22 protein-coding genes and 1 other RNA gene are annotated in these 25377 nt (G+C 66.3%); 6 read left to right on the forward strand and 17 right to left on the reverse strand.

The window, feature by feature from the left end:
- Window positions 1-39: 39 nt before the first annotated feature.
- Together mraZ and rnpB are read right to left on the reverse strand one after the other, a co-directional pair.
- Entirely contained in the window at window positions 40-486 is a 447-nt protein-coding gene (gene mraZ, locus J2X57_RS04970) for a division/cell wall cluster transcriptional repressor MraZ (RefSeq protein WP_036110446.1), read from the reverse strand.
- A 326-nt stretch (window positions 487-812) separates the two neighbouring features.
- An RNA gene (gene rnpB, locus J2X57_RS04975) (RNase P RNA component class A) lies at window positions 813-1179 on the reverse strand.
- A 62-nt stretch (window positions 1180-1241) separates the two neighbouring features.
- On the opposite strand from rnpB, the gene rsmI reads away from it, so the two are divergent.
- The 3 genes from rsmI (at window position 1242) to J2X57_RS04990 (ending at window position 4368) form a co-directional block, all read left to right on the forward strand.
- Window positions 1242-2069 carry a 16S rRNA (cytidine(1402)-2'-O)-methyltransferase gene (gene rsmI, locus J2X57_RS04980; protein ID WP_043695787.1) on the forward strand — a complete coding sequence of 276 codons (828 nt, stop codon included), beginning with the start codon at window positions 1242-1244 and terminating at the stop codon, window positions 2067-2069.
- Window positions 2070-2167: 98 nt separating this feature from the next.
- Window positions 2168-3970 carry a penicillin-binding protein activator gene (locus J2X57_RS04985; protein ID WP_308846232.1) on the forward strand — a complete coding sequence of 601 codons (1803 nt, stop codon included), beginning with the start codon at window positions 2168-2170 and terminating at the stop codon, window positions 3968-3970.
- 29 nt (window positions 3971-3999) lie between these two features.
- Window positions 4000-4368 carry a YraN family protein gene (locus tag J2X57_RS04990; RefSeq protein ID WP_309864550.1) on the forward strand — a complete coding sequence of 123 codons (369 nt, stop codon included), beginning with the start codon at window positions 4000-4002 and terminating at the stop codon, window positions 4366-4368.
- A gap of 22 nt (window positions 4369-4390) precedes the next feature.
- On the opposite strand, the gene J2X57_RS04995 is transcribed toward J2X57_RS04990, so the two are convergent.
- The 3 genes from J2X57_RS04995 to J2X57_RS05005 form a co-directional block, all read right to left on the reverse strand.
- On the reverse strand, window positions 4391-5065 hold the full coding sequence (locus J2X57_RS04995) for an HAD family hydrolase (protein WP_309864553.1): 675 nt from the start codon (window positions 5063-5065) through the stop codon (window positions 4391-4393).
- 118 nt (window positions 5066-5183) lie between these two features.
- Complete coding sequence (locus J2X57_RS05000; RefSeq protein ID WP_309864555.1) at window positions 5184-7925, reverse strand: EAL domain-containing protein; 2742 nt, start codon at window positions 7923-7925, stop codon at window positions 5184-5186.
- Window positions 7926-7983: 58 nt separating this feature from the next.
- Window positions 7984-8760 (reverse strand): iron-containing redox enzyme family protein, encoded by a 777-nt coding sequence (locus tag J2X57_RS05005; RefSeq protein WP_309864558.1) that lies wholly within the window; start codon window positions 8758-8760, stop codon window positions 7984-7986.
- A 224-nt stretch (window positions 8761-8984) separates the two neighbouring features.
- Here J2X57_RS05005 and J2X57_RS05010 point away from each other — a divergent pair, with 224 nt between their 5' ends.
- On the forward strand, window positions 8985-11036 hold the full coding sequence (locus tag J2X57_RS05010; RefSeq protein WP_036110423.1) for a M13 family metallopeptidase: 2052 nt from the start codon (window positions 8985-8987) through the stop codon (window positions 11034-11036).
- A gap of 23 nt (window positions 11037-11059) precedes the next feature.
- Here J2X57_RS05010 and J2X57_RS05015 read toward each other — a convergent pair whose 3' ends face one another.
- The 5 genes from J2X57_RS05015 to J2X57_RS05035 are packed head-to-tail and all read right to left on the reverse strand — an operon-like array spanning window position 11060 to window position 17374.
- Window positions 11060-11773: an ABC transporter permease gene (locus J2X57_RS05015; RefSeq protein WP_309864561.1), complete on the reverse strand. Its 714-nt coding sequence runs from the start codon at window positions 11771-11773 to the stop codon at window positions 11060-11062.
- Window positions 11770-12699, reverse strand: coding sequence for an ABC transporter ATP-binding protein (locus J2X57_RS05020; RefSeq protein WP_309864563.1), 930 nt, complete (start codon window positions 12697-12699; stop codon window positions 11770-11772). The genes J2X57_RS05015 and J2X57_RS05020 overlap by 4 nt, the downstream gene beginning before the upstream one ends.
- A complete protein-coding gene (locus J2X57_RS05025; protein ID WP_309864566.1) occupies window positions 12696-13859 on the reverse strand; it encodes an ABC transporter permease in 1164 nt (387 codons plus the stop codon). The genes J2X57_RS05020 and J2X57_RS05025 overlap by 4 nt, the downstream gene beginning before the upstream one ends.
- Window positions 13856-14767 (reverse strand): glycine betaine ABC transporter substrate-binding protein, encoded by a 912-nt coding sequence (locus tag J2X57_RS05030; RefSeq protein ID WP_309864569.1) that lies wholly within the window; start codon window positions 14765-14767, stop codon window positions 13856-13858. The genes J2X57_RS05025 and J2X57_RS05030 overlap by 4 nt, the downstream gene beginning before the upstream one ends.
- A 3-nt stretch (window positions 14768-14770) precedes the next feature.
- A complete protein-coding gene (locus J2X57_RS05035) occupies window positions 14771-17374 on the reverse strand; it encodes a TIM-barrel domain-containing protein (protein ID WP_309864572.1) in 2604 nt (867 codons plus the stop codon).
- A gap of 155 nt (window positions 17375-17529) precedes the next feature.
- On the opposite strand from J2X57_RS05035, the gene J2X57_RS05040 reads away from it, so the two are divergent.
- A complete protein-coding gene (locus J2X57_RS05040) occupies window positions 17530-17784 on the forward strand; it encodes a CsbD family protein (RefSeq protein ID WP_036110404.1) in 255 nt (84 codons plus the stop codon).
- A 7-nt stretch (window positions 17785-17791) separates the two neighbouring features.
- On the opposite strand, the gene J2X57_RS05045 is transcribed toward J2X57_RS05040, so the two are convergent.
- Window positions 17792-19018, reverse strand: coding sequence for a GGDEF domain-containing protein (locus tag J2X57_RS05045; protein ID WP_079520481.1), 1227 nt, complete (start codon window positions 19016-19018; stop codon window positions 17792-17794).
- Window positions 19019-19136: 118 nt separating this feature from the next.
- A complete protein-coding gene (locus J2X57_RS05050; protein ID WP_079520480.1) occupies window positions 19137-19337 on the reverse strand; it encodes a hypothetical protein in 201 nt (66 codons plus the stop codon).
- A gap of 151 nt (window positions 19338-19488) precedes the next feature.
- On the opposite strand from J2X57_RS05050, the gene dusB reads away from it, so the two are divergent.
- The gene (dusB, locus tag J2X57_RS05055; protein WP_043695813.1) at window positions 19489-20475 is read left to right on the forward strand and encodes a tRNA dihydrouridine synthase DusB; all 987 of its coding nucleotides are present in this window, start codon (window positions 19489-19491) and stop codon (window positions 20473-20475) included.
- Between the two features lie 92 nt (window positions 20476-20567).
- On the opposite strand, the gene J2X57_RS05060 is transcribed toward dusB, so the two are convergent.
- The 5 genes from J2X57_RS05060 to J2X57_RS05080 are packed head-to-tail and all read right to left on the reverse strand — an operon-like array spanning window position 20568 to window position 25268.
- Complete coding sequence (locus tag J2X57_RS05060; RefSeq protein WP_090352693.1) at window positions 20568-21860, reverse strand: dicarboxylate/amino acid:cation symporter; 1293 nt, start codon at window positions 21858-21860, stop codon at window positions 20568-20570.
- Window positions 21861-21878: 18 nt separating this feature from the next.
- Entirely contained in the window at window positions 21879-22760 is an 882-nt protein-coding gene (locus J2X57_RS05065; RefSeq protein WP_043695816.1) for an amidohydrolase family protein, read from the reverse strand.
- Window positions 22753-23445 carry a 4-carboxy-4-hydroxy-2-oxoadipate aldolase/oxaloacetate decarboxylase gene (locus tag J2X57_RS05070; RefSeq protein ID WP_309864588.1) on the reverse strand — a complete coding sequence of 231 codons (693 nt, stop codon included), beginning with the start codon at window positions 23443-23445 and terminating at the stop codon, window positions 22753-22755. The genes J2X57_RS05065 and J2X57_RS05070 overlap by 8 nt, the downstream gene beginning before the upstream one ends.
- A complete protein-coding gene (locus tag J2X57_RS05075) occupies window positions 23442-24164 on the reverse strand; it encodes a PIG-L deacetylase family protein (RefSeq protein ID WP_303048751.1) in 723 nt (240 codons plus the stop codon). Before J2X57_RS05075 ends, J2X57_RS05070 begins: the two co-directional genes overlap by 4 nt.
- A 21-nt stretch (window positions 24165-24185) precedes the next feature.
- On the reverse strand, window positions 24186-25268 hold the full coding sequence (locus J2X57_RS05080) for a 4-oxalomesaconate tautomerase (protein ID WP_309864592.1): 1083 nt from the start codon (window positions 25266-25268) through the stop codon (window positions 24186-24188).
- Window positions 25269-25377 lie beyond the last annotated feature (109 nt).

Here is a 25377-nt window from a genome sequence, read left to right on the forward strand (position 1 = left end):
CCCGCTCCCGTTTCACCAGCACCTCGAATTAGTTCGTCGTCACAACTGCAGTTCCGCCATGTCGTCGCTGATGTCGTCCTCGCCGATGGTCTGGCGGATCTTCGCGAGGTGGGCCTGTTCGCTCCAAAGCTCGAACTTGTTGCCCATCCCCAGCAGGATGGCTTTTTTCTCCAGTCCGGCCGCCGCGCGTTGGCTCGATGGAAGGAGGATGCGGGCCGCTCCGTCGGGTTCGACGATGGCCGCGGCACCCACCAGTTTCATCTGCAATGCGCGATGGACGGCCTTGACGCTGGGGAGCGCATTGACCTGGTCGCGCACCTTCTCCCACTCCGCGTACGGAAAGATCCAGAGGCAACCGGTATCGAAAGGGTTGTAAGCGATCACCAGACGGTTCGCGCAGGCGTCGGCCACCAGATCCCGATACGAGGTCGGGATCGTCAGACGACCCTTGTCGTCGATCGTGATGGCTGTCTCACCTTGGAACATTGTCTGCAGTCCGCCCCACCGAATCCCACGATTTCACACTGGGGCCCACGATAGTCTCGGGTCCTGAGACTGTCAAGGAAATTTTTCTTGTGAATCAAGGAGAAAGCTCACGTTCATCACCAATTCCAGCCGTTTCTGAGGAAGGGGCGGGAGGTGGTTGAATCGTTGAGGTTTTTTGCGAATGAGTCCGGGATTTCAGACGTCTGCGAAATGTGAAATCAGGGGTGGGGCTGAACTCACGTTCACCGAACTCGCCGTCGACGTCCGTGGCGAGGCCGCAAAGACAGATGGGAGCGACATTCGTCGCTCCCACACCGCTCAAGAAGAGAAGGAGTCGGCCTGTAAGCCGGGTTCTGTGCGTCTTGCGACGTGACAGTCATTCTTCTCGGCCTGGCGTCACCGCCAGGCTCCAGCAACCTACCCGGGGACGACGCGGGCAACGTCATAGTCCCCTTATTTGGTCTTGCTCCGGGTGGGGTTTACCGTGCCATGCGACGTTGTCCCCGCACGCGGTGCGCTCTTACCGCACCCTTTCACCCTTACCTGATCCCCTTGCGGGGCCATCGGCGGTCTGCTCTCTGTTGCACTGGCCGTCAGCTCACGCTGCCCAGGGGTTACCTGGCACCCTGCCCTATGGAGCCCGGACTTTCCTCGATACGCCCGAAGGCGCGACGCGACTGTCCGGCCGACTCCACTTCCGATTATAGCCGGAACGGGACGGTTACAATGTCCGGCCCTGCTCACCGGATGCACCGATGTCCCAGCCCCGTCCCGGTACGCTTCATGTCGTCGCCACCCCGATCGGTCATCGCGACGACATCAGCGCGCGCGCCATCGAAACGCTGCGCCGGGCTAGGGTCATCGCCGCCGAGGACACCCGCCACACCCGGCCGCTGCTGCAGCACCTCAATATCGATACGCCACTGGTCGCGCTGCACGACCACAATGAGCGCACGGCAGTGGATGGCCTGGTGGAGCGCATGCGCGGCGGCGACGATGTCGCCCTGGTCTCGGATGCCGGGACGCCGCTGATCAGCGATCCGGGGTTCCGTCTTGTGCGTGCCGCCCGCATCGCCGGCCTCCGGGTCAGTCCGGTCCCGGGCCCCAGCGCGGTCATCGCCGCCTTGTCGGTCGCCGGCCTGCCCAGCGACCGCTTCGTCTTCGAGGGATTTCTCTCCGCGAAAGCGGGCGCCCGCCGCTCGCGCCTGGCGGAACTGGCCGGCGAATCGCGCACGCTGATCTTCTATGAGTCGTCGCACCGCATCGTCGAGTCGCTCGAAGACATGCGAGATGCGTTCGGCGCGGATCGCGAGGCCGTGGTGGCCCGGGAGCTGACAAAGATGTTCGAGACCGTGCTGGGTGACCCGCTCTCGGCGCTGGTGGAGCGCGTGTCAGCCGATCCCAACCAGCAGAAGGGCGAGTTCGTGGTGATGGTCGCCGGGCGGGAAGCCGGCGAGGACGAACGCCTCAGCGAGGGACTTCGCGTGTTTGCGATCCTCAAGGACGAACTGCCTCCGGCCAGGGCGGCGAAGCTGGCGGCCGCGATCACCGGCGCCCCGCGCAAGGCCCTCTACGGCGCCTGACCGGACGCGCCTCACGCCGGCCTCGCGAAACGATGGGCTATGATCCGAGCGTTTCAGCGCCGGAGGGCGCCGACGTGCCTATCAAGGAATTATTTGCGATGCGACCGATCCGTGCCTCGACCCTTGGCCTCCTGCTCTGCGCCGGCCTCGCCGGCTGCGTGACCCAGGGCGGTGTCCAGCAACATACGACCGCGCCCACCGGCGAGGCGACGCAGGCGGCGCAGGCCCTGTACATCAAGGGACAGTTCGATCAGGCGGCTCAGGCTTACCTGGCGCTGGCTGCGCAGGACAGCGATCACCGCGACTATTACAAGCTGCTGGCCGCCGAGTCGTACCGCCAGGAAGGCGCCCTCGATCGCGCCGCACCGGTCGTCACGGACATCCGCCGCTCGCGCCTCGAGGGCGAAGACTCCCTGCGCTTCGATGCGTTACGCGCGGAGATCGCACTGAAGAACAACGACCCGACGACCGCCCTGTCGCTGACCGGCAAGCCGTCGTCGCACGTCTCGCCCCAGGTCTCGCAACGCCTGGCCGAATTGCGCGCACGGGCTCAGGCCGCGTCGAACGATCCGTGGAGCGCCGCGCAGACCCGTGTCGAGCTCGACGGCCAGCTGCACGGCATCGACCGGGAACAGAACCGCCAGCAAATCCTCACCCTGCTCACCGGCCTCGGTACCCAGCCGCTCGCCGAGCGTGCCGCGGCATTGCCGGCGAACGATCCGATGAAACCCTGGGTGTCGGAAGCGCAGTCCCAGCTCGGCAGCGTCGACCGCTCACCGGCGGTGCTCGATCAGGCCGTCGGTACGGTCAGTGGCGACAAGGGCGTACGCGAAGGCTATAAGGTGCCGACCAAGGTCGCGCTGCTGCTGCCCCTCAGTGGTCCGCTCGCCGGTGCGGGCGCCGCCATCCGCGACGGCTTCTTTACCAATTACGTCGATGCGAGCCGCACGGGTGCGACGCGTCCGGACGTCGCGGTCTACGATTCGGGCAACGATGCGGCGCATGCCGTCGCCGCCTACGACAAGGCGGTCGCCGAGGGCGCTCGCTTCGTCGTCGGCCCGCTCAATCGCGAAGGCGTGTCGGCCATCTTCGCCAAGGGCGCCCTGCCCGCACCGATGCTCACGCTGAACTACCCGAGCGACAACAAGAACCTGCCGCCGTCGGGTGCCAACGAGTTCGGCCTGCTGCCTGAAACCGAGGGCGCGCAGGTAGCCGACCACATGGCCGACCGCGGCATGAAGACCGCTACGTCGATCGTCTCCACCGACGATTTCGCACGCCGCGCCGGCAACGCCTTCCGCGCCGAGTGGCAGGCGCGTGGCGGCACCCTGGCCGGCCAGATCACGCTGGACTCCGGCAGCATCGATTTCGCGTCGCAGTTGTCCGAACCGGTTGGCCAGGATCCGGCCACCAGCGGCGTCTTCATCAGCATGAAACCGCAGCAGGCGCGTCTGCTGATCCCGCAGCTGCGTCTGGCGAAGAACAACCTGCCCGTCTTCGCGACCTCGCACGTGTACGGCGGCAGCGACGACCCCGCCGCCGATCGTGACCTGGAAGGCGTGGAGTTCTGCGACGCGCCGTGGCTGTTCGACGCCCAGCCGGGCCTCGCCCGTCGCAGCGAACTGAATGCGGCCGTGCCCGCGACGCGCGGCGTCACCGCCCGCCTGTTCGCCTTCGGCATGGATGCCTGGGGACTGGTGCCCTATATCGACTGGATGCGTGGTCATCCGGGCAGCTACCTGCCCGGCGCGACCGGCCAGCTGGTCGCGGATGAGTTCGGTCGCGTCCGTCGCGTACTCATCTGGGCGCGCTTCGCCGACGGCGTCGCCCGCCCGGTCGCGGGTAGCCTCGAACTCGAAGCGCCGGCCACGGCCCCGAACGTCGAAAGCGGCGGGGGCTGATTCCCACCGGCGCGAACAGGGAGGTTCGCGTGACCACGACGAAGAAGACCACCGAGCGCCGCGCTACCGGAGACCGTTTCGAAGGCGCGGCGTTGTCGTTTCTGCGGGAGCGCGGACTACGGCTGGTCCGCTCCAACTTTCTCTGCCGTCACGGCGAGATCGACCTCGTCATGCGCGACGGCGAGACCCTCGTTTTCGTCGAGGTACGCTATCGGCGCAGCGCCGCGTTCGGCGGCGCCGTCGGCTCGATCACGGCCGCCAAGCGACGCAAGCTGATCAGCGCCGCGCATCTCTGGCTGGCCTGGCATCCGCACGATGCGCTCAGGCCATGCCGGTTCGACGTGCTGGCGTTCGAGGGCGACGGGATCGAGTGGATTCCGAACGCCTTCGAGCTCTGATGCATCGTGGACCGGACCGGCCTCAGGCCGTCGCGAGAAACGCCTCACGCCCCATCGTCGCCAGCTCCGCCACCGAGTCGATCGTCATATCCGGCGGCGTCTCCTCGAGATCCGCGCCGGCCGCGGCCGCGTAATGCCCCTGCCTGACGAATACCGTGGTGACCTTGTCGCCCAGCAGCTTCTTGAGCGCTACAAGGATGCGTGGCTTGTCGTCCACCATCACGTAGTGATCGGCCGGATAGCGCCGCTGCATGTCGTCGAGCATCTCTTCTTTATGGATGTAGATCAGCACGTCCTCGCGGAACGCCTCCCACAATCCCGCGCGGCGGATCTTGCGCGGCTGAAACACGGTGTCGCCGTCGGACATGATCACCGGGCGACCGATCGTGCGCAGGTGATCGATCGCTTCGAGCACGCCGGGAAAACGACGTGCCTCGAAGGGGTAGTCGAGCAGGAAGAACGACAGATCCATATAGGCCATGTCGCTGTCCTGTCCGCGCAGGCGCTGCAGCGCACCGAGGTAGTCCGCATAACCGACCTGCTTGCGGATCTCCTTGTCGATCGCGTCGTACCGATCGCGGCCTTCGGCCCCGAGACGTTCTTCGAGGCGCGCGGCGAGATCCGCGCCGAAACGGTCGTTGTCGATCAGGGTGTTGTCGACGTCGAAGAGAAATACGAGGGAATCGTGGGTGGACACGGTAGATCCTTGCACGGGTACGTTGTCCGCTATATGGGGACGGTCATTGTGATTCGAAGGCCGGCCGGTGCGATTGGCCTGGTGTGCTTTTGTGAGCGCGATGGCGCAAGCCGGGCCCTCAGGCCCGACGCGGCGGCACCAGCGAAAGCCTCTTCGCTCCCGAGGCTTTGTGCGGTGCCAGCAAACGCTCGATCTCGTCAGGCGGCAGCGGGCGTGAGTAGAGGAAGCCCTGCCCTTCCTGGCAACCCGCTCGCAACAGGAACTCGTGCTGGGCTTCGGTCTCGATGCCCTCGGCGATCGTGTGCAGGTCGAGGCTGCGCGCGATCGCCACCATGGCTTCCGTAATCGCCACATCGTTGCCGTTGGCCGGCAGGCCGGTCACGAAGGAGCGGTCGATCTTCAGATAGGCGACCGCCGGCAGCTTGAGGTAGGCCAGCGACGAATACCCCGTGCCGAAATCGTCGATCGCCACGCCGACGCCAAGGCTGTGCAACGACTGCATGGAGCGCTCGGTGTCTTCGCCCAGCCGCAGAATCGCGCTCTCGGTCAGTTCGATGAGCAGGCGCTGGGGCGCGATTCCCGTATCGAGGAGCGCCTGGCTCACACCGGGCAGGAAGTCCGGATGGCCGAAGGAACTTGCCGACACATTCACCGCCATGCGCAGCGGCGGCAGTTTCGCGTCATCCCAGTGTTTCAGCTGCGCGCACGCGGTTTCCAGCACCCATTGATCGATCTGACGGATCAGGCCGAGGTTCTCGGCGATCGGGATGAACTCATCCGGCGGCACGTTGCCGCGTTCCGGATGGCGCCAGCGGATCAGCGCTTCGACGGCCACGATGCGGCCGGTCTTCATCTCGACACTGGGCTGGAAGGCCAGCGTAAACTCCTTGCGGACCAATGCCTGGCGCAGCTCGGAAGCCAGTTTGAGCCGGCGCCGCGCGTCCGCGTGCATCTTGGGCGTGTAGAGCCGCAAGGCATTGCGCTCTTCGGTCTTGGCCACGTACATCGCGGCGTCAGCGTTGGCGATCAGGGTGACCGCGTCGTTGCCGTCCAGCGGGTAACCGGCGATGCCGATACTCGCGCTGACGAACAGCTCGTAATCGCCCAGGTCGAAGGGCTTGGCCAACGCCGCCAGGACGGCCTCGGCGACGGCGAGCGCCTCCTCGCGCGAACGCAGGTCGGCGATCAGCACCGTGAATTCGTCGCCGCCGATGCGGCCTGCCACGTCGTGCGGCGCCAGCTGGGCGCGAATGCGCTCGGCCACGCGCATCAGCAGCGCGTCGCCGGTCGCATGGCTGTAGCTGTCGTTGATGACCTTGAAGGCATCGAGGTCGACGAACAGTACCGCGACCGCACCGCGTTCGTGAGCCGCGCGGGTGATGGCCTCCGCGCAGCGGCGCTCGAACTCGGAGCGGGTGACCAGGCCGGTCAGCGGGTCGTGGGTCGCCATGTGCTGCAGGCGCTGCCGGTCGGCTTTGCGTGCCGTGATGTCGGAGACCACGGCCACGTAGTGCTGCGGCCGGCCTTCGCTGTCGCGGATGGTGCTGATGCTCATCAGCTCGGGATACGTCGTGCCATCCGCACGGCGGCTCTCCACCTCGCCCAGCCAGTTGTCGCCGGCGGCGATATCGTCCCACAGGGTCTGCGGCAACGGACGGCCGTCGGGCAACGTGCGGGTGGCGTCGAAGCGCGTGCGTCGCAGCGTCTGCACGGGCATGCCGGTGAGCTTGGTGTGCGCGGCGTTCGCCGAGGTCACGCGGCGGTCCGCGTCGGCGATGATGACGCCCTCGGCGATGCTGGCCAGCGCTTCGGAAGCGATTCTGCGCTCCTGCTCCATCGCTACGCGATCGGAGATATCACGCACGATGGCCTGAGAAACCTGGCGTGAGCCCCAGACCACGAGGCTGCTCTGGGTCTCCACGGGACGCACGCTGCCGTCGCCGTTGCGCAGCATACCGGCGCCGGCATGGGGTGAGCCATCGACGAACAGGCTGGCCAGCTGGATGCCGATCAGTTCGCCCGACGGACATCCCACCCACGCGGCGGCGCGGTGGTTGGCGTCGAGGATCCTGCCGGTTTCCTCGTCCACCATGAAAATGGCGTCGGCGGCGCTGTCGAACAGGAGGCTGTAACGCTCCTCGGTGCCGCGGATGCCGACGAGGATGCGCTGAGCCATGCGCAACCAGAGAAGCGAAGCCAGCGCGGCCACGCCCAGCACGGTGAAGAACAACACCTTGCCAAGCCAGGAGGCGCCGTTGGCGATATAGAGGGAGAACGCCTTGGTGCGCGGCTCGACGTAAGTGTTGAGCGCAGCGATACGGCCGCGCTCCTCGTCGAGCAGGGACGGGGACGGTGTGCCCGACGCGTAGGCATGCTCGAGGCGACCGGCGATCTCGTCGATTTCGGCAAGACTGGCGTCCACCGAACGCCACTCGGCGATCGCTTCGCGGACGTAGGGCATGCCGTCGAAGTAACGAAAGATGAAGACCATGCCGGAAATGGCCTCGGGGATGACCCCGCCGCGGGCAAATCCGTCTTCGACGGCCGCCTGTTCGTAGCGACCGCTGGCGATGGCGTCGCGGGAACTGCGGTCGGCCATCAGGACGGCGAAATTGCGCCGGTAAGCGGCAAGATCGCCGGGGCGGCCGTGCGCTGCGTACTCGTCGAGGTCGATCACGGCCTGTTTCTGAGCCTTTGCCCAAAGACTCTCGCCGTTGAGAAAACCGGCGAGAGTCACCTGGGTCTGCAGGGCAACCCACGTCAATGCGAGAACGAGGCCCACGACAGCGACGAGCGCATAGGCCAGCGGCCTGAGGCGTCTCGACAACGGTTGTGGGTGAATGGTCTCAACGCGACGCATCGCTTCCTCGGATCTCGTACTTACGTGATATTGCGCCAGAAGATGCCCAACATGCGAGTTACGCGGCAACCTCGTTCAACGTGCGGACGAGAGCCGGGGCATCCATGCACCGGTCGAGCGTGATGCTCATGCCGATATAGCTGCGACGGACACATTCCTTGATGTGCCCGATCTGATCCACCGGTGGATGGGTGCCCAGGATGGTGCAGACGATTTCGAGCGCCTCCCACGGATGGGTATCGTCATACGCTGCGTGAAGCTGAAGCCAACGCAGGCCGGCTTTGCGGCCCGAAATCGGCAGGCTTTCCGCATAGGCCTGGCTGTCGTAGATAATCTGCGACCAATCGCCGGTCGCCCCCTCCACCGCATAGTTGGTCGCGGCGATGCTGGCGGCCAGCGAGTCGTCGCGGCTGACCTCTTCGCACCAGTTGGCCAGCGCCTGACTGCCTTTCGGGGGTTCCGCCGTCAGGACGTCCTCGCGGGACACGCCCGCCGACTCCGCCCAGTTGAGCCAGTACTCGGCGTGGTTCTGTTCCACGCGGATATTCCGCACCAGCCAGCGACGGGCGAGATCGTCGCCCGGGCTGCGGCCGTAGCGGGTCTTCAGCAGGCTGTGCGACATGTACCCCGGGAACCGCTCGATGACCGGCCAGACACCGATCATGAAGTTGCGCGTGGTCACCGGGTCGAGTGTGGCCGTCTTCATCGCATCCCACATGGGATGGCTGACGATCTGCCGCCGCGCATCCTCACAGGACGACACCATGTCCTGTGCCCAGAGCGGATAGCTGGCGATGTCGGTCTGCGAGCCGGTGAGTTCGAAACGTGCGTTCATATAGATCTCCCTAAAGATCTGCTGCCAATTGAAGGTCCGGGCGAGCCCGGGCGACCCGCGGCCCACCCATGCCGACCCCGTTGCGGGGCCGGACAGTCATTAGGGCATATCCCCCGGCAGCCTTCGTGGGGCGTGACGCCACGGCCACGCCTAGTCCATCGGTCATGGACACAAGTGATGGCGCGGGGGCTATCGTGGCCTCCCCTCTTCAATGGACGCGCCCCATGGCTACGATTCACCGGATTCTTGCGACCGCGATTTCCTGCGGACTCGCCTCCTCGGCGGCCCTGGCGGCCGATCCGTCGGGCATCGACCTGAAAGGCATCGACCACGCGGTACAGCCCGGTGACGACTTCGACGGATATGCCAGCGGCGCATGGAAGAAAACCGCGGTCATTCCCGCCGACCGCGCCAGCACGGGTGTGTTCCTCGAAGTTTTCCAGAAGGCCGAGAAGCGCAACGCGGAACTGATCAAGGCCGCGGGCGAAGGCAGCCCTGCCGCCGGCAGCAACCAGCGGCTGATCGCCGACTACTACAAGGCCTACATGGACGAGGCGGCGATCGAGAAAGCCGGCCTGGCGCCGTTGCAGCCCGCGCTCGGTGCGATCGACGCCATCGGGGATAAAGCCGCCCTGTCGACGGCGCTGGGAGCGCAGTTGCGTGCGGACGTCGACCCGATCAACGCGACAAACCTCGACACCGGCCACCTGCTCGGCCTGTTCGTCGCGCAGGGCCTCGAGGATCCTTCGAAGAACATGCCGTACCTCCTGCAGGGCGGATTGGGCATGCCCAACCGCGATTACTACCTGAAGAATGACAAGGACATGGTGGACGCCCGTGCGAAGTACGCCGCGTACGTCGAAGCACTGCTGCGGCAGGCCGGCACGCCCGATGCCGCCGGCAAGGCGAAAGCCATCGTCGCACTGGAAACGAAGATCGCACAGGCCCAGGAATCCATCGTCGACAGCGAGGACATCCACAAGGCGAACAATCCCTGGCCGCGTAGCGCGTTCGCGTCCCGGGCGCCAGGTATCGACTGGGACGCCTATTTCAAGGCGGCCGGCCTCGACGACCAGCCGACCTTCATCGTCTGGCAGCCGGCCACCGTGACGAAGTTCGCGGCGTTGGTCGCCAGTGAACCGCTGGACACGTGGAAGGCCTGGCTGCGATTTCACACCATCAACGAAAATGCCTCCGGCCTGTTGCCGAAAGCCTATGACGACCTCGCCTTCGGCTTCTACGGCAAGGTGCTGACCGGCACACCGAAACAGCGGGACCGCTGGAAGCGGGGCGTGGGCCGGGTCAATGTCGATCTCGGCGATGCCGTGGGTCAGATCTACGTCAAACGCTATTTCCCCGCTTCCTCGCGTGCCGAGGTCGAGGACATGGTGAAGAACATCCTGAAGGCGTTCGATGCCCGCGTGGATACGCTGGAATGGATGTCGCCGGCCACACGACAGAAGGCCAAGGCCAAGATCGCGACGATCAAGGTCGGCGTCGGCTACCCCGATACCTGGCGCGATTATTCGAAGCTGGAGATTCGTCCCGACGACGCGCTGGGCAACCATCAGCGCGCGACGCTGGCGGAGTACCGCCATCAGGTCGCCAAGCTGCACCAGCCGGTGGATCGTGCCGAGTGGTGGATGACCCCGCAGACGGTCAACGCGGTCAACCTGCCGTTGCAGAACTCGCTGAACTTTCCCGCCGCCATTCTCGAAGCCCCGTTCTTCGATCCGAAGGCCGACCCCGCGTCCAATTACGGTTCGATCGGCGCCGTGATCGGTCACGAGATCAGCCACAGTTTCGACAACACCGGCGCCGAGTTCGACGCACAGGGGCGCCTGGCCAACTGGTGGACCGATGCCGACCAGAAGCACTTCAAGGACGCGGGGCAGCGTCTGGTCGAGCAGTTCAATCAGTACGAGCCCCTGCCCGGCCTTCACATCAACGGCCAGCAGACGCTGGGGGAGAACATCGCCGACCTTTCAGGCCTGACCATTGCCTATGCGGCATACAAGGAAAGCCTGGGTGGCAAACCCGCACCGGTCATCGACGGCCTCAGCGGCGACCAGCGATTCTTTCTGGCCTTCGCGCAGTCGTGGCGGACCAAGACCCGTGACGCGGCGCTTCGCGCCCAGGTGATCGGCGACGGTCATGCGCCGGGTGAGTTCCGTGCGCAGACGGTGCGTAACCTCGACCCTTGGTACGACGCGTTCCAGCCGAAACCGGGGCAGAAGCTGTATCTGGACCCGAAGCAGCGGGTGAAGATCTGGTAAGGCGATAAGGCTCGCCGGATCCGTCAAGGCAAACGACGAATCCGGCGCTCCAGGGCACCCAGCGCTCCGTCGATCGTCAACGCGAGTGCCCCCACCAGCAGCGCGCCCTGGATCACATATGCGGTGTTGTTGCCCACCAGCCCCTCCACCACCGGCGAACCCAGCGTCGTCGCACCGACCGCCGACCCGATCGTCGCCGTGCCCACACCGACAATGGCCGAGAGACGCACGCCACCCATGATCGGGCCCGCGGCGAGCGGCAACTCCACTTCCCACAAGCGGCGCCAGCGTCCGTAGCCCATGCCGTCCGCCGCATGCAGCGCCGCGGACGGCACGTTGTCGAGCCCCGCGATCGTCTGGCCCAGCACCGGAAGGACCCCGTACAGCGCCAGCGCAAGCAGGGTCGGCGCGGCGCCGAAGCCGAGCAAGGGGACGGCGATGGCCAGCACGGCCACGGGTGGAAACGTCTGCCCGATCACGGCTACCGCGCGCACCGTCGGCAACAGTGAGCGCCCGCCGGGACGTGTCGCCAGCACTCCGAGTGACAGGCCCACGGCGACCGCCACCAGGGTAGCGACGAACACCAGCGAGAGGTGCGCCGCCGTCAGGGCAACGAACGAGGTGCGCGTGTACAGGGGATGGCTCAGCGCAGGCCACCCCGCATGGAACAGCGGCGCGGAATACGGGAGTACCAGCAGCAGGGCCAGCAGCGCGACGGCGGGAAGGATCACTCTCACGGGCGCGGCGGGACCAGATCGGCGAGACGGATGATGCCAAAGTGTCGACCCTCTTCCTCCACAGGCAACCGGTCGCGCCCCTGCGCGAGCATCGACGCCAGCGCGTCCTGCCATGAGGCGGCGATATCGAGTGCATCGCCGTCGGCCTGCTCGCCGACACGCGCGCTTTCGCGCACCGAACGCACGGCCAGTTCGCGCAGGCGTGCACGCGTTCCACCGACGAATTCGCGCACGCGCTCGCTGACGGGCTCGCGGATGAGCTGCAGTGGCGTGCCGACCTGCGCGAGTTTTCCGTCGAGCATCAGCGCCACGCGATCGCCGAGGCTGAAGGCCTCCTCCATATCGTGCGTGACGAACAGGATCGTCGTGCCGCTGTCGCGCTGGATCGCCTTGAGGCTGTGCTGCAACGATTCGCGTGTCAGCGGATCGAGCGCACCGAACGGCTCGTCCATCAGCACGATGCGCGGCCGGGCCGCCAACGCTCGCGCCACGCCGACACGTTGCTGCTGCCCCCCGGACAACGTGGCCGGGTAGCGATCGGCGATGCCGGGCTCGTCGAGTCGCAGCAGTTCGATCAGCTCGGCCACGCGCGCCCGGATCGCCGTGTCGGTCCATCCGAGCAGGCGCGGCACCGTCGCGATGTTCTCGCCCACCGTACGATGCGGAAACAGACCGACGGACTGAATCGCGTAGCCGATGCCTCGACGCAGTGTCTCGATGTCGCGTGTCGACACGTCTTCGCCGTCAACGCGCACGCTGCCGCTGTCGATGGGCTCGAGCCGGTTGACCGTGCGCAGCAGCGTGGATTTGCCCGATCCCGATGGACCGACCAGCACGAAGAATTCGCCGTCATCGATGCGCAGCGAGAGCTCATCGATGACGACATGCTCGCCGTACCGTTTGTGGACGTGATCGAACTCGATCATGCGGGAGTCTCCGTCAACGCGAGCAGGCCCTGGAAGAGAAAATCGACCGCCAGCGCGAGGCCGATGATCGCGAGCGTACCGAGCAACACCATGTCCGTGGCACCCTGGCCGATGCCGAGGAAGACGAAACGGCCCAGGCCGCCCGCGCCGATGAGCGCGGCCACCGCCGCGAGCCCGATGGTCTGCACCGCGACGATGCGCAGGCCGGCGAGCAGTACGGGCCAGCCCAGCGGCAACTGCACGCGCGCCAGCACCTGCCAGCGGCTCATGCCAAGGCCATGCGCGGCCTCCAGCGCCTCTGGTGCCACCGCGTCGAGTCCGGCGACCGTATAGCGGACCACGGGAAGCAGCGCATACAGAACGAGAGCGAAGACGGCGGGCGCCGCGCCCGTACCGCCGAAGCCGATCGCACCCAGCGCCGGCCATGCGTTCGCCAGCCACGCGAAGGGACCGATCAACAACGCGAACAGCGCCAGCGAAGGCACGGTCTGCAGGAAGGTCAGCAGCCCGACGAGTGCGCCGCCTCCGCGCTTCGCGCGCCAGGCCCACCCTCCGAGCGGCGCACCGATCAGCAAGGCGACGGCCAGCGTGACGACGGCGATCGCGACATGGGTAAGCAAGGCATCGGCGAACGGGGCGCGTTGCGCAGCGTACTCACGGACAAGCGCGAGACCGTCGAGTGCGCCGGCGGCCGCCATGATCGCGATGGCGACCAGCGCAGCGAACCACGCGACGACCTGTACCACGCGACGCGCCGGCCGCAACCGATCCAGCAGTAGCAGCGCGGCCGCCAGCCACGCCAACCAGAATCCGGCACCGAGCTGGACGCGTGTGCTCGCCGAGGCGCGCATCAGCCACGCGTGGGCATCGATGCCCGCTAACAGCGGAAGCCCCGTCATCGCCAGCCAGGCAAGTAGGCCGACTACGATCCGCCGGCCCGGCCACCGTACGATCGCGCCGGCCAGCGCGATGCCCCAGATCGCCGCCAGCACCCATACATGCGGACTGTACGCGTGGCCGCTGAGAAGCCGATTCGGCGCGATGCGCAGGAAAGCGCCGAAGAGCGTCGCGAGAAGACCGAAAGCGGTCAGGACGATCACCGGAAGCGGGGAGTCGTCGGCGACACGCCGTGCGTCCTTCGGAAGTCCACCCTGGGTCAAGGCAGCATCCCCTGCTTGCGAAGGTAATCCGCGGCGACGACGGAAGCGTCCTCCCCATCGATCTGCGTGCGTGCGTTGAGCTGGCGAAGTACGTCCACGGTGAGCGGCCTGAACGCCGCTTCGAGCGACCCGCGCATGCCGGGGTAACGGCGCAACACGGCCTCGCGAACCACGGGAGCCGGCTGGTAAACCATCTCGACGTGCTTCGGGTCGTCGAGCACCACCAGGCCGGTCACGGCCAGCGCGCCGTCGGTGGAATACACCATGCTGGCGTTGACGCCGGAGGTGCCCTCGGCCGCGGCCTTGATCGTCGCCGACGTATCGCCGCCCGCAAGCACCAGCAGCTGATCGCCGCGCAGCGCGAATCCGTAAGCGGACTGAAACGCGGGCAGCGCCGCGTCGCTCTCGACGAACTCGGCCGAGCCTGCCAGGTAGACGTCGCCACCCGCACGCGCCCAGCGCGAAAAATCGTCCAGCGTGCGCAAGCGCTGTTGCCGGGCGACGTCGGGGCGCACGCCGATAGCCCAGTGGTTGTCCGCCGGTGCGGGACGTAACCAGACCAGCTGATTGGCCGACGCATCGAGCGAGGCCGCCAGCGCCCAAGCCTTGCCCGCATCGCGAAACGCCGGGTCGCTCTCCCGATGGAAGAAGAACGCCGCGTTACCCGTGTATTCCGGATAGACGTCCAGATCGCCGTTGATGAGCGCCCTGCGCACGATGGACGTCGGACCCAGCTGCGTGCGATCGACGACGGGGATGCCCGCATGCTTCAGCACCTGCAGCACGATCTGGCCCAGCAGGGCGCCCTCATTGTCCGCCTTGGAGCCCACGCGCACCGCGTCCTGCGCCTGCACCGCAAAGGCAAAAGCGGCGAGGACGACGAGCAGGAGGCCGAGACGGCGACGCAAGCGTCAGCGCCCGAGCACGTCAATGAAGCCGCGCTTCAGCGCTTCGTCGATGGGCGTGGCGTTGACGCTTTCAGGGAGCGCGATGAATCGTGCCTCGAAGGCGCGCACGCCGTCCATGAAACGGTCGCCCCGGCCTGCGTCGCCCCCCTGATCGACGGCGTAGGCGAGTACGCGCGCCGCCTGCCCCGCGAGGTCGACCTCGTCGGGAAGCGCGGAGATATCGCCCCAGACCTGCTTGAGATAAAGCACGGCCTCTTCCGCGCGCCGCATGCGATGCAGCAGTCCTGGTGGCGGCGTGTGCTCGGGCAGGAAACGCGCGACGACATCGTGAGCCTCGTCCATGCTCACCGGGCCGAGATCGACGCGGATGCACAGCCATGCGGTATCGAACAACCATGTACCGGGCTTCGGCTCCGCGCTATAAGGCAGTGCCTCGCCGTTGACCTCGACGCTCTCAGGAATTCCGGCGTCGAGGAACTGGACGATGTAGGAGCGCATCGCGTGCTTGCCATCGAAGGTTCCCTCACTGCGGTCGATGTGCACTCGATGGGCACGGTCGCCCCGTCGGCTGCGCACGCGGATGCGGGAGCATTCACCTCGCTGATAGCCCTGGCTCTCGCCGTCGTCGTCGTAGAGTTCCGTCGAGCCTTCGTCGCCCGGAAAGACCTGAAGAATGAGTTCGTCGGGGACGTTGGCCAGATCCCGCATGCCTTCCGGATAAAGCGGGACCACGCTGCCCGGGCGCACGAAGATGGGTATTTCCTCGAGCGTGTAAGAGCGTTCCAGCACCCGTCCTCCTTCGAACGACTCCGCGCCATCGCGGCTGTACCACACACCGGGCGGCAGCCAGACCGGGAACGACGCCGTGCCGTCATCACCGACCGGCACGGTCACCGGGGCGACCAGAAGGTCGTTACCGAACATGTACTGCGACGGATACGCGTAGGCTTCGTCGCATTCGGGCCAGTGGTAGTACATCGGCCGCACGATGGACAGGCCCGTATCGTAAGCGTGTCGCGCGGCAGCGTAGATATACGGCGCGAGCTGATAACGCAGGCGGATAGCCGCGAAGATCGCGTCCCCGTAAGGTGGCCCGAAATGCCAGGGCTCCTTGTGCAGACTGGCTTCCTTCGCGGAGTGCGTCCGCAGCACGGGGCTGAAGACGCCCAGCTGCATCCAGCGCGCGTACAACTCCGGCTCCAGATGCCGCTCCGGTCGCGGAATGTGTTTGTGGAAGGTATGCCCGCCGATGTCGTGGCTCCAGTAGCCATACAACACGTTGGACGCCATCGCGGTGAAGTGCGGCTGGTAGGCCAGCGACGTCCATGAGATCACGCTGTCGCCGGAAAAACCGATCGGATAGCGATGGTTACCGAGCCCGCCCCAGCGGTGATAGATCAGGCCGCGACGATCGCCCTGACGCTGCATCTCGGTAAAGAACGCATGGTTGAGCCACCACGTGTTCGACAGCCCCGGATGCGCCTTCGACTCCGGCCACTGCTGCCAGTCGAGCCACCAGAAGTCGACGCCCTCGCGCTCCAGCGGGCCCAGCACGGTATCGAACAGGGCGCGCATGTAGGTGCGGGAGGTGCCCTCGAACGGGATGGGCGCCCGGGTCGAGGTATCCCAGGACAGAGCCTTGGCCATCGCCTCGTATTTTTCTTCGTGCGGCAGCACGCCCGAAGCCGGATGCAGGTTGAGCGTTATGCGGAGCTTCTGTCCACGCGCCCAGCGCATGAAGGCCGCCGGATCGGGAAACAGACTGCGATTGAAGGTATAGCCGGTCCAGCCCGACGGCTCACCGAAAACGTCCTTGTGTTCGTGACCGGGACGCAGTGACAGCCCCGGGGTCGTATGCCAGTCCATGTCCAGCACGAGCACGTCGAGCGGGATGCGCTCCTTCACGAAGCGGGCGCCGAGAATGCGCAGTTCCTGATCGGAATAATTCCAGTAGCGCGACCACCAGTAGCCGAAGACGAACCGCGGTGGAATCGGTTGCGGACCGGCGATGGCCGCGAAATCGGCCAGGGCCGCCGGGTAGTCGTGCCCGTAGCCGAAGAAGTAGAGGTCCTGGCGGTCGCCGCACGGACGCCCGGTCACCCAGCCCTCGTCATCGATGCCGAAACCGTCGGTATCGTCGACCACATGCCAGCCGTCGCGCGCGATCAGCCCTTCTTCCAGCGGCAGCTTGCTGCCGTCCTGCCAGGTGTCGCCGTCGTAGCGGTCGAGTGTGCGGAAGGTTCCGCCGAGGTTGGCCTGCTGGGCATCGCCGGGACGCCATTCGATCTCGTCGCCCGGTTTACGCCGGACGCGGATCCGGAGGTTGCCGGGGACGAAGCGGCCGCTGTCTTTCTCGTAATGCAGGTGCAGCCGGTCCGTTTCGATCTGGATGGCCACGTCGTCTTCGACGATGTGGAACGGCGGCGCGTCGAGCGCGCGGTGGACGACCACCTGGGTCCGCCCGTCGCGAAACTGGCGGTCGGCACTCCATTCCATGCGGATAAGGCGCGGCGTGAGGACCGTAAAGCGGACCTCGCCACGCTCGATGATGGCCTCGGGACGCGCCGCGGCGCCGCCCTCGGGTCGGCTGTCTGACTTCGCTTCCATGGGTGGGTGCACCCCTTGTCGAACCGGAGGTGGACCATTATGACGCGTCGCGGCATGGAACCGGTGAAAGCATGCGATTGACGGCGCCTTGCCGCTTCGTGCACTTACGCCAAGGCACCTTCTGGTCTCATCGAACTCAACGGGAGGAAACAACCATGAATGAAGACCAGATCCGCGGCGCCGCCAATACCGTCGGTGGACGCGTGCAGCGCGCCGCCGGTGCCCTCGTCGGCGATCACTCGCTCGAAGGCGAAGGCGCGATCCGCGAGACCGCCGGACGCGTGCAGGCAGCCGCCGGCGATGCCGTCGACAGCGTCCGCGACGTGGTCGCCCATCGTCCGCTCGGTGCGATCCTGAGTGGCTTCGGCGTCGGTATCCTCGTCGGCATGCTGCTGGCTCGTCGCGACTGAGTCGGCTTCACGCCACTTCGCAGCGATTGCGTCCCAGACGTTTCGCTGCATAAAGCGCGCGATCGGCCCGGTCGAATGCCCTTGCAGGGGTATCTTCCGGGCCGAATTGCGTGATGCCGCCCGACATGGTGACCGTCACGGGCTTGCCGCTCGCATGGAAGGCCAGCCGCGCCACCATGGCGCACAGGCCCTCGGCTTTCAGTCTCGCCTGCTCCGGCGACGCGCCGCCGAACACGACGACGAACTCTTCCCCGCCGTAGCGCGCGACGAAAGCGTCTTCCGGTAACTCACGCGTAAATGTCTGACCGACGATACGCAGGACGGCATCGCCTGCCGCGTGGCCGAAGCTGTCGTTGATCGTCTTGAAGTGGTCGATGTCGAAGGCGGCCACGCATACGGCGCGAGCCGTGTTCCGCACATCCTGCTCGATGCCTTCCATGTGCCGCTCGTAAGCCAGCCGGTTGGGCAGGCCCGTGAGTGGGTCGGTGACGGCCAGCACGTGCTCGCGTCGAAGAGAATCCTGCAGCGAGGTGGTCTGTGTCTCCAGTTCGGCCACGCGGTCGCGCATGCGCTCGGCACGGTCACGATAGGCGGCCATGCGGGCGTCCTCCCGCTCCCGGTATTCCCTGAAGTGGCTGTCGATCAGGGACAGGCGGGAGTTGACCTCCGCCTGCAAGGTGCCCAGATCGGTGGCGGCGAGCGTGCTTTCGCCGAGCGCCTTCATCTCCTCGCGCACGGTGGCATCCAGCTGCCGGCTGCCGTCGGTGGCGTCGCCGTGGTCCAGCTCCGCCGCAAGATATCGCGTCATGTCACCCAGGCGCGCGCTCACCGCGGCAAGCAGGTCCTGCAGGCGGGCGATGTCCGCGCGCAGCGACCCGACCATGTCGTCGTCAACGGGCGCATCGGGCAATGCCTCCGTAGCGACGAGCGTCGCCACCGGGGCGTCATCGTTGACGGCGGGCGGCAGTCGATCCAGCCCGGCCACCGCTTCGGTCAGCGAATCCAGCAAGGCGTCCAGGACGGCCGGATTCGGTGAGTCACGCAGAGCCTCGTTGAGCCGGTCGAGCAGACGGTCGACATCCGTGCCCTGCCCGCGCGCCAGCGCGGTCAGACGGACGGCGAGCCGGCGCAGGCCTTCTTCGAGATCGCGGAAATCGCGCTCGTCGCGCTCCATCCGCTCCAGCGCGAGATGGTATTTGCGCTCCCAGATGTCCTGCTCCACCCCGGTCCCCATGGTCTGGCTTACGCCCCTGTCGGCATCGTACCGGCGAAACGGCGCCGGTCATGGGAAGCATAACGGCCGGTGACCGCCTTTCTTGACGGTCCGGCTCCGACGGCCCTGCTCCGACCGCTCAGCCCCGGACGGGGCGCAGCATCCGGCAGATACCCACGATCGGTCGGCGTGGACCGCAGGGGTCGGTGCTGGCGGGGTCGCCGGCACGATGCGCCGCGAGGCTGTCGAACGAGGGGCGTCCCGCACCGCCGGCGGAGCCACAGGCCACCGCGAGCAGAAACCCCGCGCCGATGGCGATCGCACTCGTCTTGATTCGCATGACTGCTCCCCCGTCGTCACCTCCGACGTTAGGCCGTCTGGCGCGACGGAACAATAGTCCGAACGGTCGCCGGGCGATCCTTGCCGAAGATGCCCAGATGGCCCGCGGGCGTGAAAACCGCAGGACGCGACGGTTTGCTAAAATCGCCGGCATGCGCATCGGCCCCTACTCCATCGCGCCCGGCGTGGTGCTCGCGCCCATGGCCGGCGTGACCGACAAACCGTTCCGTCTCCTGTGCAAGCGCATGGGGGCCGGCCTCGCCGTGTCCGAAATGACCGCCTCCGACCCGCGTCTCTGGAACACCACCAAGTCGCTCCGCCGCATGGACCACGACGGCGAACCCGAGCCGGTCAGTGTTCAGATCGCGGGCTACGACCCGGGCATGCTCGCCGAGGCCGCGAAGTACAACGCCGACAACGGCGCCCAGATCGTCGATATCAATATGGGCTGTCCGGCGAAGAAGGTCTGCAACGTCTGGTCCGGCTCCGCCCTGCTCCAGGACGAACCGCTCGTCGCGCGGATTCTCCAGGCCGTCGTGAAGGCCGTGGACGTCCCGGTCACGCTGAAGATCCGCACCGGCTGGGACCGTGAGCACCGCAACGCGCTGACCATCGCGAAGATCGCCGAAGACGCGGGCATCGCGGCGCTGGCGGTGCACGGGCGCACCCGCGCGGACAAGTACGAAGGCGACGCCGAATACGCCACTATCGCCGCCGTGAAGGCGAGCGTGCGCATTCCGGTGATGGCCAACGGCGATGTGGTGACACCGGAAAAGGCACGCGACGTACTCGCGGCCACGGGCGCCGACGCGATCATGGTGGGACGCGGCGCGCAGGGCCGCCCGTGGATCTTCCGCGAGATCGCTCACCACCTCGAAACCGGCGGCTTCCTCGCGGAGCCGACGCCCACCGAGGTGCGCGACATCCTCTCCGGGCATCTCGAACAGCTGTACGCCTTCTACGGCGAGAAGATGGGCGTGCGTATCGCGCGCAAGCACCTGGGCTGGTATGCGAAGGACCGGCCGGAGAATGCTGCGTTTCGACATGTGGTCAATCAAGCCGAGGATGCCGCTACGCAGCTTCGCCTTACGCGCGAGTATTTCGATGCGCTGGCGGCTGGGGTTTCGCTCGCCGCCTGAGGTCCAAGGGTCCAACCCACCCACGGCCTCAGCCTCGCGACACGACGGAGGCGTCGGATGCCGCTAAACCACGCTTCGCGAAGCGGCGCCCATTACGCCGCCTTCAACACCGCCTGCAACTTAGAACGGTCGAGCTCCTTCTCCCACGCACACACGACGATCGCAGCCACGCCATTGCCGACGAGGTTGGTCATCGCCAGCCCCGTGCCGAGGAACCGGTGAATGCCAAGGATCAACACCATGCCAGCAACCGGCACGACCGGCACGACGCTCAGCGTGGATGCCAGCATCACCAGCGCGGCACCCGCCACGCCGCTCGCGCCCTTCGACGTCAGCATGCCCACGATGGCCACCGTGATCTGCTGCTGGATGGTGAGCTCGATGTTCAGTGCCTGCGCGATGAACAGGATCGCCATCGTCAGGTAGATGTTGGTGCCGTCGAGGTTGAACGAATAGCCCGTCGGCACCACCAGACCCACGGTTTCCTTCGGGCAGCCGAGGTCTTCCATCTTGCGCATCAGCGGCGCCAGCACCACTTCCGACGAGCTCGTGCCCAGAACGATGAGCAGCTCGTCGCGGATGTACGCGCAGAAACGAATGATGCTGAAGCCCGCGATCCGCGCGACGAGCCCCAGCACCAGCACGACGAAGATCACGCAGACCAGATAGAAGCTGCCGATCAGCTCCATCAGCGGGACCAGTGAAACGACGCCGTACTTGCCGATGGTGAAAGCCATCGCGCCGAACGCACCGATCGACGACACCGCGGTGATGTAGTGCACGATCTTGAAGAATACCTGCGCACCCGCCTCGATCACGTCGTACACCGGCTTGCCGCGCTCACCGATCGCCGCCAGCGCGCAGCCGAACAGCACCGAGATCAACAGGATCGAGAGCACATCGCCCTTGGCGAACGCGTTGACGAAGGTGGTCGGAATGATCGACAGCAGAAAGTCGACCGACTCGATGTTGTGGCCCTGCGCGACGTAGTTGCCGACCTCTGAAGCTTTCAGCGTTGCCGGATCGACGTTGAAGCTGCTGCCGGGATGGAACACGTGGCCCGCGACGAGTCCGAAAAACAGGGCGACCGTCGAGATCATCTCGAAATAGAGCAACGCCTTGCCGCCGACACGACCCACCTTGCGCATGTCGCGCATACCGGCAATGCCCGTGACCACCGTGCAGAAGATGATCGGACCGATCACCATCTTGATCAGGGCGATGAAGCCGTCACCCAGCGGCTTCATCTTCTGCGCGTACTCCGGGGAAAGGTAACCGAGCGCCACGCCGATCACGACCGCGATGAGGACCTGTATGTACAGCTGCCGGTAGAAAGGCTTGCGCGGCTTCGGTGACGGGAGGGTCGTTGCGGTGCTCTCGGACATGGAATTCTCGGCGTTCGATCAGGCGAAGTCGTACAGGCGCGCAGGATTGTCGATGAGCAACCGCTTGCGCAGGTCTTCATCCGGGCAGAAACGGAACATCAGGTCGACCAGACCGCCATCATTGGGCATGTCTTTGGAGATGTTCGGATGCGGGAAGTCCGTACCCCACAGCACACGGTCCGGTGCCGTTTCGATCAGCGTGCTGGCGAACGGGATGGCGTCGTCGAACGGCTTTTTGCCGACGGAGACGCGCTCGGCACCGCAGACCTTCACCCACGCCAGCGGATTGTCGCGCATCAGCTCGACCAGCAGGCGGAACGGTTCCTGCTCAACGCCTCTGGCGGCCTGCACGCGGCCCATGTGGTCGATAACGAACGGAATACGGATCTTCGACAGGGTGTCCTGAAGTTCGACGATGTCGTTCGCGTCCAGGTGCAGCACCACGTGCCAGCCCATCTCCGCGACGCGGTCGAGGACCCGCCAGAACACCTTCATGTCCGGGCGGCCGCCGAGATGCTGGACGAAGTTGAAGCGCACGCCACGCACGCCGCCGTCGTTAAGCGCCGCCAGACCCTTCTCGTCGATGCCGTCATCGACGATGGCGACGCCACGATAACGCCCCTCGCCGCGCGCGATGGCGTCGAGCATCGCGGTGTTGTCGGTGCCGTGGCAGCTGGCCTGGACGATGACGCCACGGTCGAAACCGAGAAAGTCATGCAGTGCGACCAGGTGTTCGTACGGTGCGTCGGGAGGGGTGTAGCTGCGGTCCGCAGCGTACGGAAAACGATTCGCCGGACCGAAGACGTGGCAGTGCGCGTCGCAGGACCCCGCGGGGAGCGCCTGCGCAGGTCGGGTCGGGTTTGGATCGGGGGGAAGGCAGGATTTCGAGGGATCATTCATTCGGGAGATCGTCCACATAGCGCAGACCGGCTTCGGCCAGTTTCGGTCGCATGTCATAGAGGTCCAGCCCGAGTTCGCCGGCGGCGAGACGCTCGCGCTTCGATGCTTCGTTCATCACGCGCTTGCGCGAGGCCGCGATGGCTTTCTCGACCGTCGCATGGGTGACGACGACGACACCATCGTCGTCGGCCACGATCGCGTCACCGGGCCTGACCAGCTGGCCGCCGATGACCACCGGCACGTTGACCGAGCCGAGCGTGGCCTTGACCGTGCCGCGCGCATGCACGGCGCGCGCCCAGACCGGGAAACCCATGCGACGCAGCTCGGCACTGTCGCGCACACCGGCGTCGATGACCAGGCCGACGACCCCGCGCGCCTGCAACGACGTGGCGAGCAGGTCGCCGAACATGCCATCGGTGTTCCCGGTCGTGCAGGCGACGACGAGGATGTCGCCAGGGCGACACTGCTCCACCGCCACGTGCAGCATCCAGTTGTCGCCAGGCTGTGCGAGCACGGTGACCGCCGAGCCGGCGATGGACGCGTCGTGCTGGATCGGCGCGATGGGTGGCTGAAACAGACCGGTACGACCCTGCGCTTCGTGCACGGTGGCCACGCCCATCGAAGCGAGCGATTCGGCCTGCTCCTTCGTGATCGACGGGCGATTGCGGACGACGATACCGATCATGCCAGGGTCCCTTGCGTAACGTGCGGGAATACGCGCTGGAACGCTTCGGCGTAGGTGATCTTGAACTCCGAGTTACGCGACGCCTGGGCACCGCGCTGCAGACCGACGCGGGTGTAGTACTCCCACAGATGCTCCTGCGCGCGCATCGTTTCGAACGCGGCCTTTTTCTTCTCCCACACCGGAGTGATGTCCAGGAACAGTTCGGGCTTCCACTCGCACTGTTCCGGCTGGTGCGGCTCGAACAAAAACACGGGCGGCGCGCCGATCACCGGCACCTGCGGCTCATGGCCGTGGGCCTGCGCGACGACGCGCGCCTCCTGCGCCACGTGGGTCGCCAGCGGGTGGTCGAAGTTATACGGATCTTTCAGCGAGTGGCTGAGCACGAAGGACGGACGCAGTTCGCGGTAGACCTTGGCCAGATGGAACACGACGTCGAGATCGGCGCGCATCGGGTAGTCGCCGATGTCCATGAACTCGACGCTGGCACCGAGTATATCGGCCGCTTCCTGTGCTTCCGCGCGACGATCGGTCTTTACCTTCTCCATCGTCATACCGGCCTGCCGCCACAGCTTGGCGGACTCGCCGCGCTCGCCGAAGGACAGGCAGACGATATGCACTTTCCACCCCTGTGCGGCGTGCAGCGCGATGGCGCCGCCGGCGCGCCAGACGAAGTCGGCGGAGTGGGCACTGACGATGAGAGCGGTCTTCTGGTCGGACATCATGGACTCCAGGGGGAAGGATCAGGCGGCAGGTCCGCGCCAGATCGAAGGCGAGACGGGAACGGTGCCGCGCATCAGCAGGCGGGCCGTACGAAGTAGCGCGGCGCGTACGACGCGGTGACCTTCGAGGCCGACCTCGACGCTGAATTCGCCGGTGGGGTGTTCGATGGAGAGCGTGCGTGTGTCGCCTTCGCTCTGCGTCGCCAGGTCGAAGGCGACCGAGCCCGGCAGCACCGTGGCCGTGGCGACGGTGACCGCGCCCAGCACGCCGATCGACGTGTGACAGTCGTGCGGGATGAAGGTGCGCGTGCCGAGCGTTCCACCGGCGCGGGGCGCCGAAACGAGGGTGATCTTGGGCACCGGCTTCGTGCTGACGTCACCGAGGTTCATCAGCGGCGCGGCCTTCAGGCGCAGCGCCTCGATGCGAGCCTTCAGCGTGTCGTTCGCATCGAGCTCGGCGGGAGTCTCGTCACCGCGCACGCCCAGATCAGCCGCCGCGATGATCATGACGGGCATGCCGTTGTCGATCAGGGTCATCTCGATGCCGTCCACCGTGTCGCGTACGTTGCCGGTGGGCAGCAGGCTGCCGGTGAGCGAGCCTTCCGTATCGAGGAAGCGACAGGTCACCGGCGCGGCCGGGCGCGGCACGCCATCGATACGGGCGTCACCGTCGTACATCGGAACGCCGTCGGGCGTGACGATGGTGATTTCGGCGATGACGCCGGTGTTCACCGTGCGCACGCGGCGCGTCGTCGTCCCCCCGTCGGCGGCGATCAGCCCGGCTTCGATAGCGGCCGGCAACGCGGCTGCCAGCATGTTGCCGCAGTTGGGCGTGGTGTCGACGCGCGCGTCGGCGATGCCGATCTGGCCGAACAGGAAGTCGAGGTCGGCGGCGCCGTCGGCAGGAATCGAAAGAATGCCGGCTTTGCTGGTCAGCGTCCTGGCGCCGCCCAGACCGTCGATCTGGCGCTCATCGGGCGAGCCCATGACCGCAAGAATGACCGTATCGCGTGTGGCCTTATTGTCGGGGAGGTCGCGGGCCAGGAAGAACGGACCCTTGGACGTGCCGCCGCGCAGGTACCAGCAGGGAATCTCGTGAGCCATCGATGCAGGACGCCGTTCGGGAATAACAGCGACGATGGTCGTCCCGCGAGACCCCGTGAACAACGCGATGCCCTGCGTATCTGATATGCGTTATTCGCATATCACCGCT

It is taken from the genome of Luteibacter sp. 1214, from assembly GCF_031455395.1.
Classification (GTDB): domain Bacteria; phylum Pseudomonadota; class Gammaproteobacteria; order Xanthomonadales; family Rhodanobacteraceae; genus Luteibacter; species Luteibacter mycovicinus.

Excerpts from the sequence above, each read along its gene's own strand:
- mraZ (WP_036110446.1), bottom strand. The coding sequence starts at position 486 with ATGTTCCAAGGTGAGACAGCCATCACGATCGACGACAAGGGTCGTCTG.
- rsmI (WP_043695787.1), top strand. The coding sequence starts at position 1,242 with ATGTCCCAGCCCCGTCCCGGTACGCTTCATGTCGTCGCCACCCCGATC.
- J2X57_RS04985 (WP_308846232.1), top strand. The coding sequence starts at position 2,168 with ATGCGACCGATCCGTGCCTCGACCCTTGGCCTCCTGCTCTGCGCCGGC.
- J2X57_RS05000 (WP_309864555.1), bottom strand. The coding sequence starts at position 7,925 with ATGCGTCGCGTTGAGACCATTCACCCACAACCGTTGTCGAGACGCCTC.
- J2X57_RS05005 (WP_309864558.1), bottom strand. The coding sequence starts at position 8,760 with ATGAACGCACGTTTCGAACTCACCGGCTCGCAGACCGACATCGCCAGC.
- J2X57_RS05010 (WP_036110423.1), top strand. The coding sequence starts at position 8,985 with ATGGCTACGATTCACCGGATTCTTGCGACCGCGATTTCCTGCGGACTC.
- J2X57_RS05020 (WP_309864563.1), bottom strand. The coding sequence starts at position 12,699 with ATGATCGAGTTCGATCACGTCCACAAACGGTACGGCGAGCATGTCGTC.
- J2X57_RS05035 (WP_309864572.1), bottom strand. The coding sequence starts at position 17,374 with ATGGAAGCGAAGTCAGACAGCCGACCCGAGGGCGGCGCCGCGGCGCGT.
- J2X57_RS05040 (WP_036110404.1), top strand. The coding sequence starts at position 17,530 with ATGAATGAAGACCAGATCCGCGGCGCCGCCAATACCGTCGGTGGACGC.
- J2X57_RS05045 (WP_079520481.1), bottom strand. The coding sequence starts at position 19,018 with ATGGGGACCGGGGTGGAGCAGGACATCTGGGAGCGCAAATACCATCTC.
- J2X57_RS05050 (WP_079520480.1), bottom strand. The coding sequence starts at position 19,337 with ATGCGAATCAAGACGAGTGCGATCGCCATCGGCGCGGGGTTTCTGCTC.
- dusB (WP_043695813.1), top strand. The coding sequence starts at position 19,489 with ATGCGCATCGGCCCCTACTCCATCGCGCCCGGCGTGGTGCTCGCGCCC.
- J2X57_RS05060 (WP_090352693.1), bottom strand. The coding sequence starts at position 21,860 with ATGTCCGAGAGCACCGCAACGACCCTCCCGTCACCGAAGCCGCGCAAG.
- J2X57_RS05065 (WP_043695816.1), bottom strand. The coding sequence starts at position 22,760 with ATGAATGATCCCTCGAAATCCTGCCTTCCCCCCGATCCAAACCCGACC.
- J2X57_RS05070 (WP_309864588.1), bottom strand. The coding sequence starts at position 23,445 with ATGATCGGTATCGTCGTCCGCAATCGCCCGTCGATCACGAAGGAGCAG.
- J2X57_RS05075 (WP_303048751.1), bottom strand. The coding sequence starts at position 24,164 with ATGTCCGACCAGAAGACCGCTCTCATCGTCAGTGCCCACTCCGCCGAC.
- J2X57_RS05080 (WP_309864592.1), bottom strand. The coding sequence starts at position 25,268 with ATGGCTCACGAGATTCCCTGCTGGTACCTGCGCGGCGGCACGTCCAAG.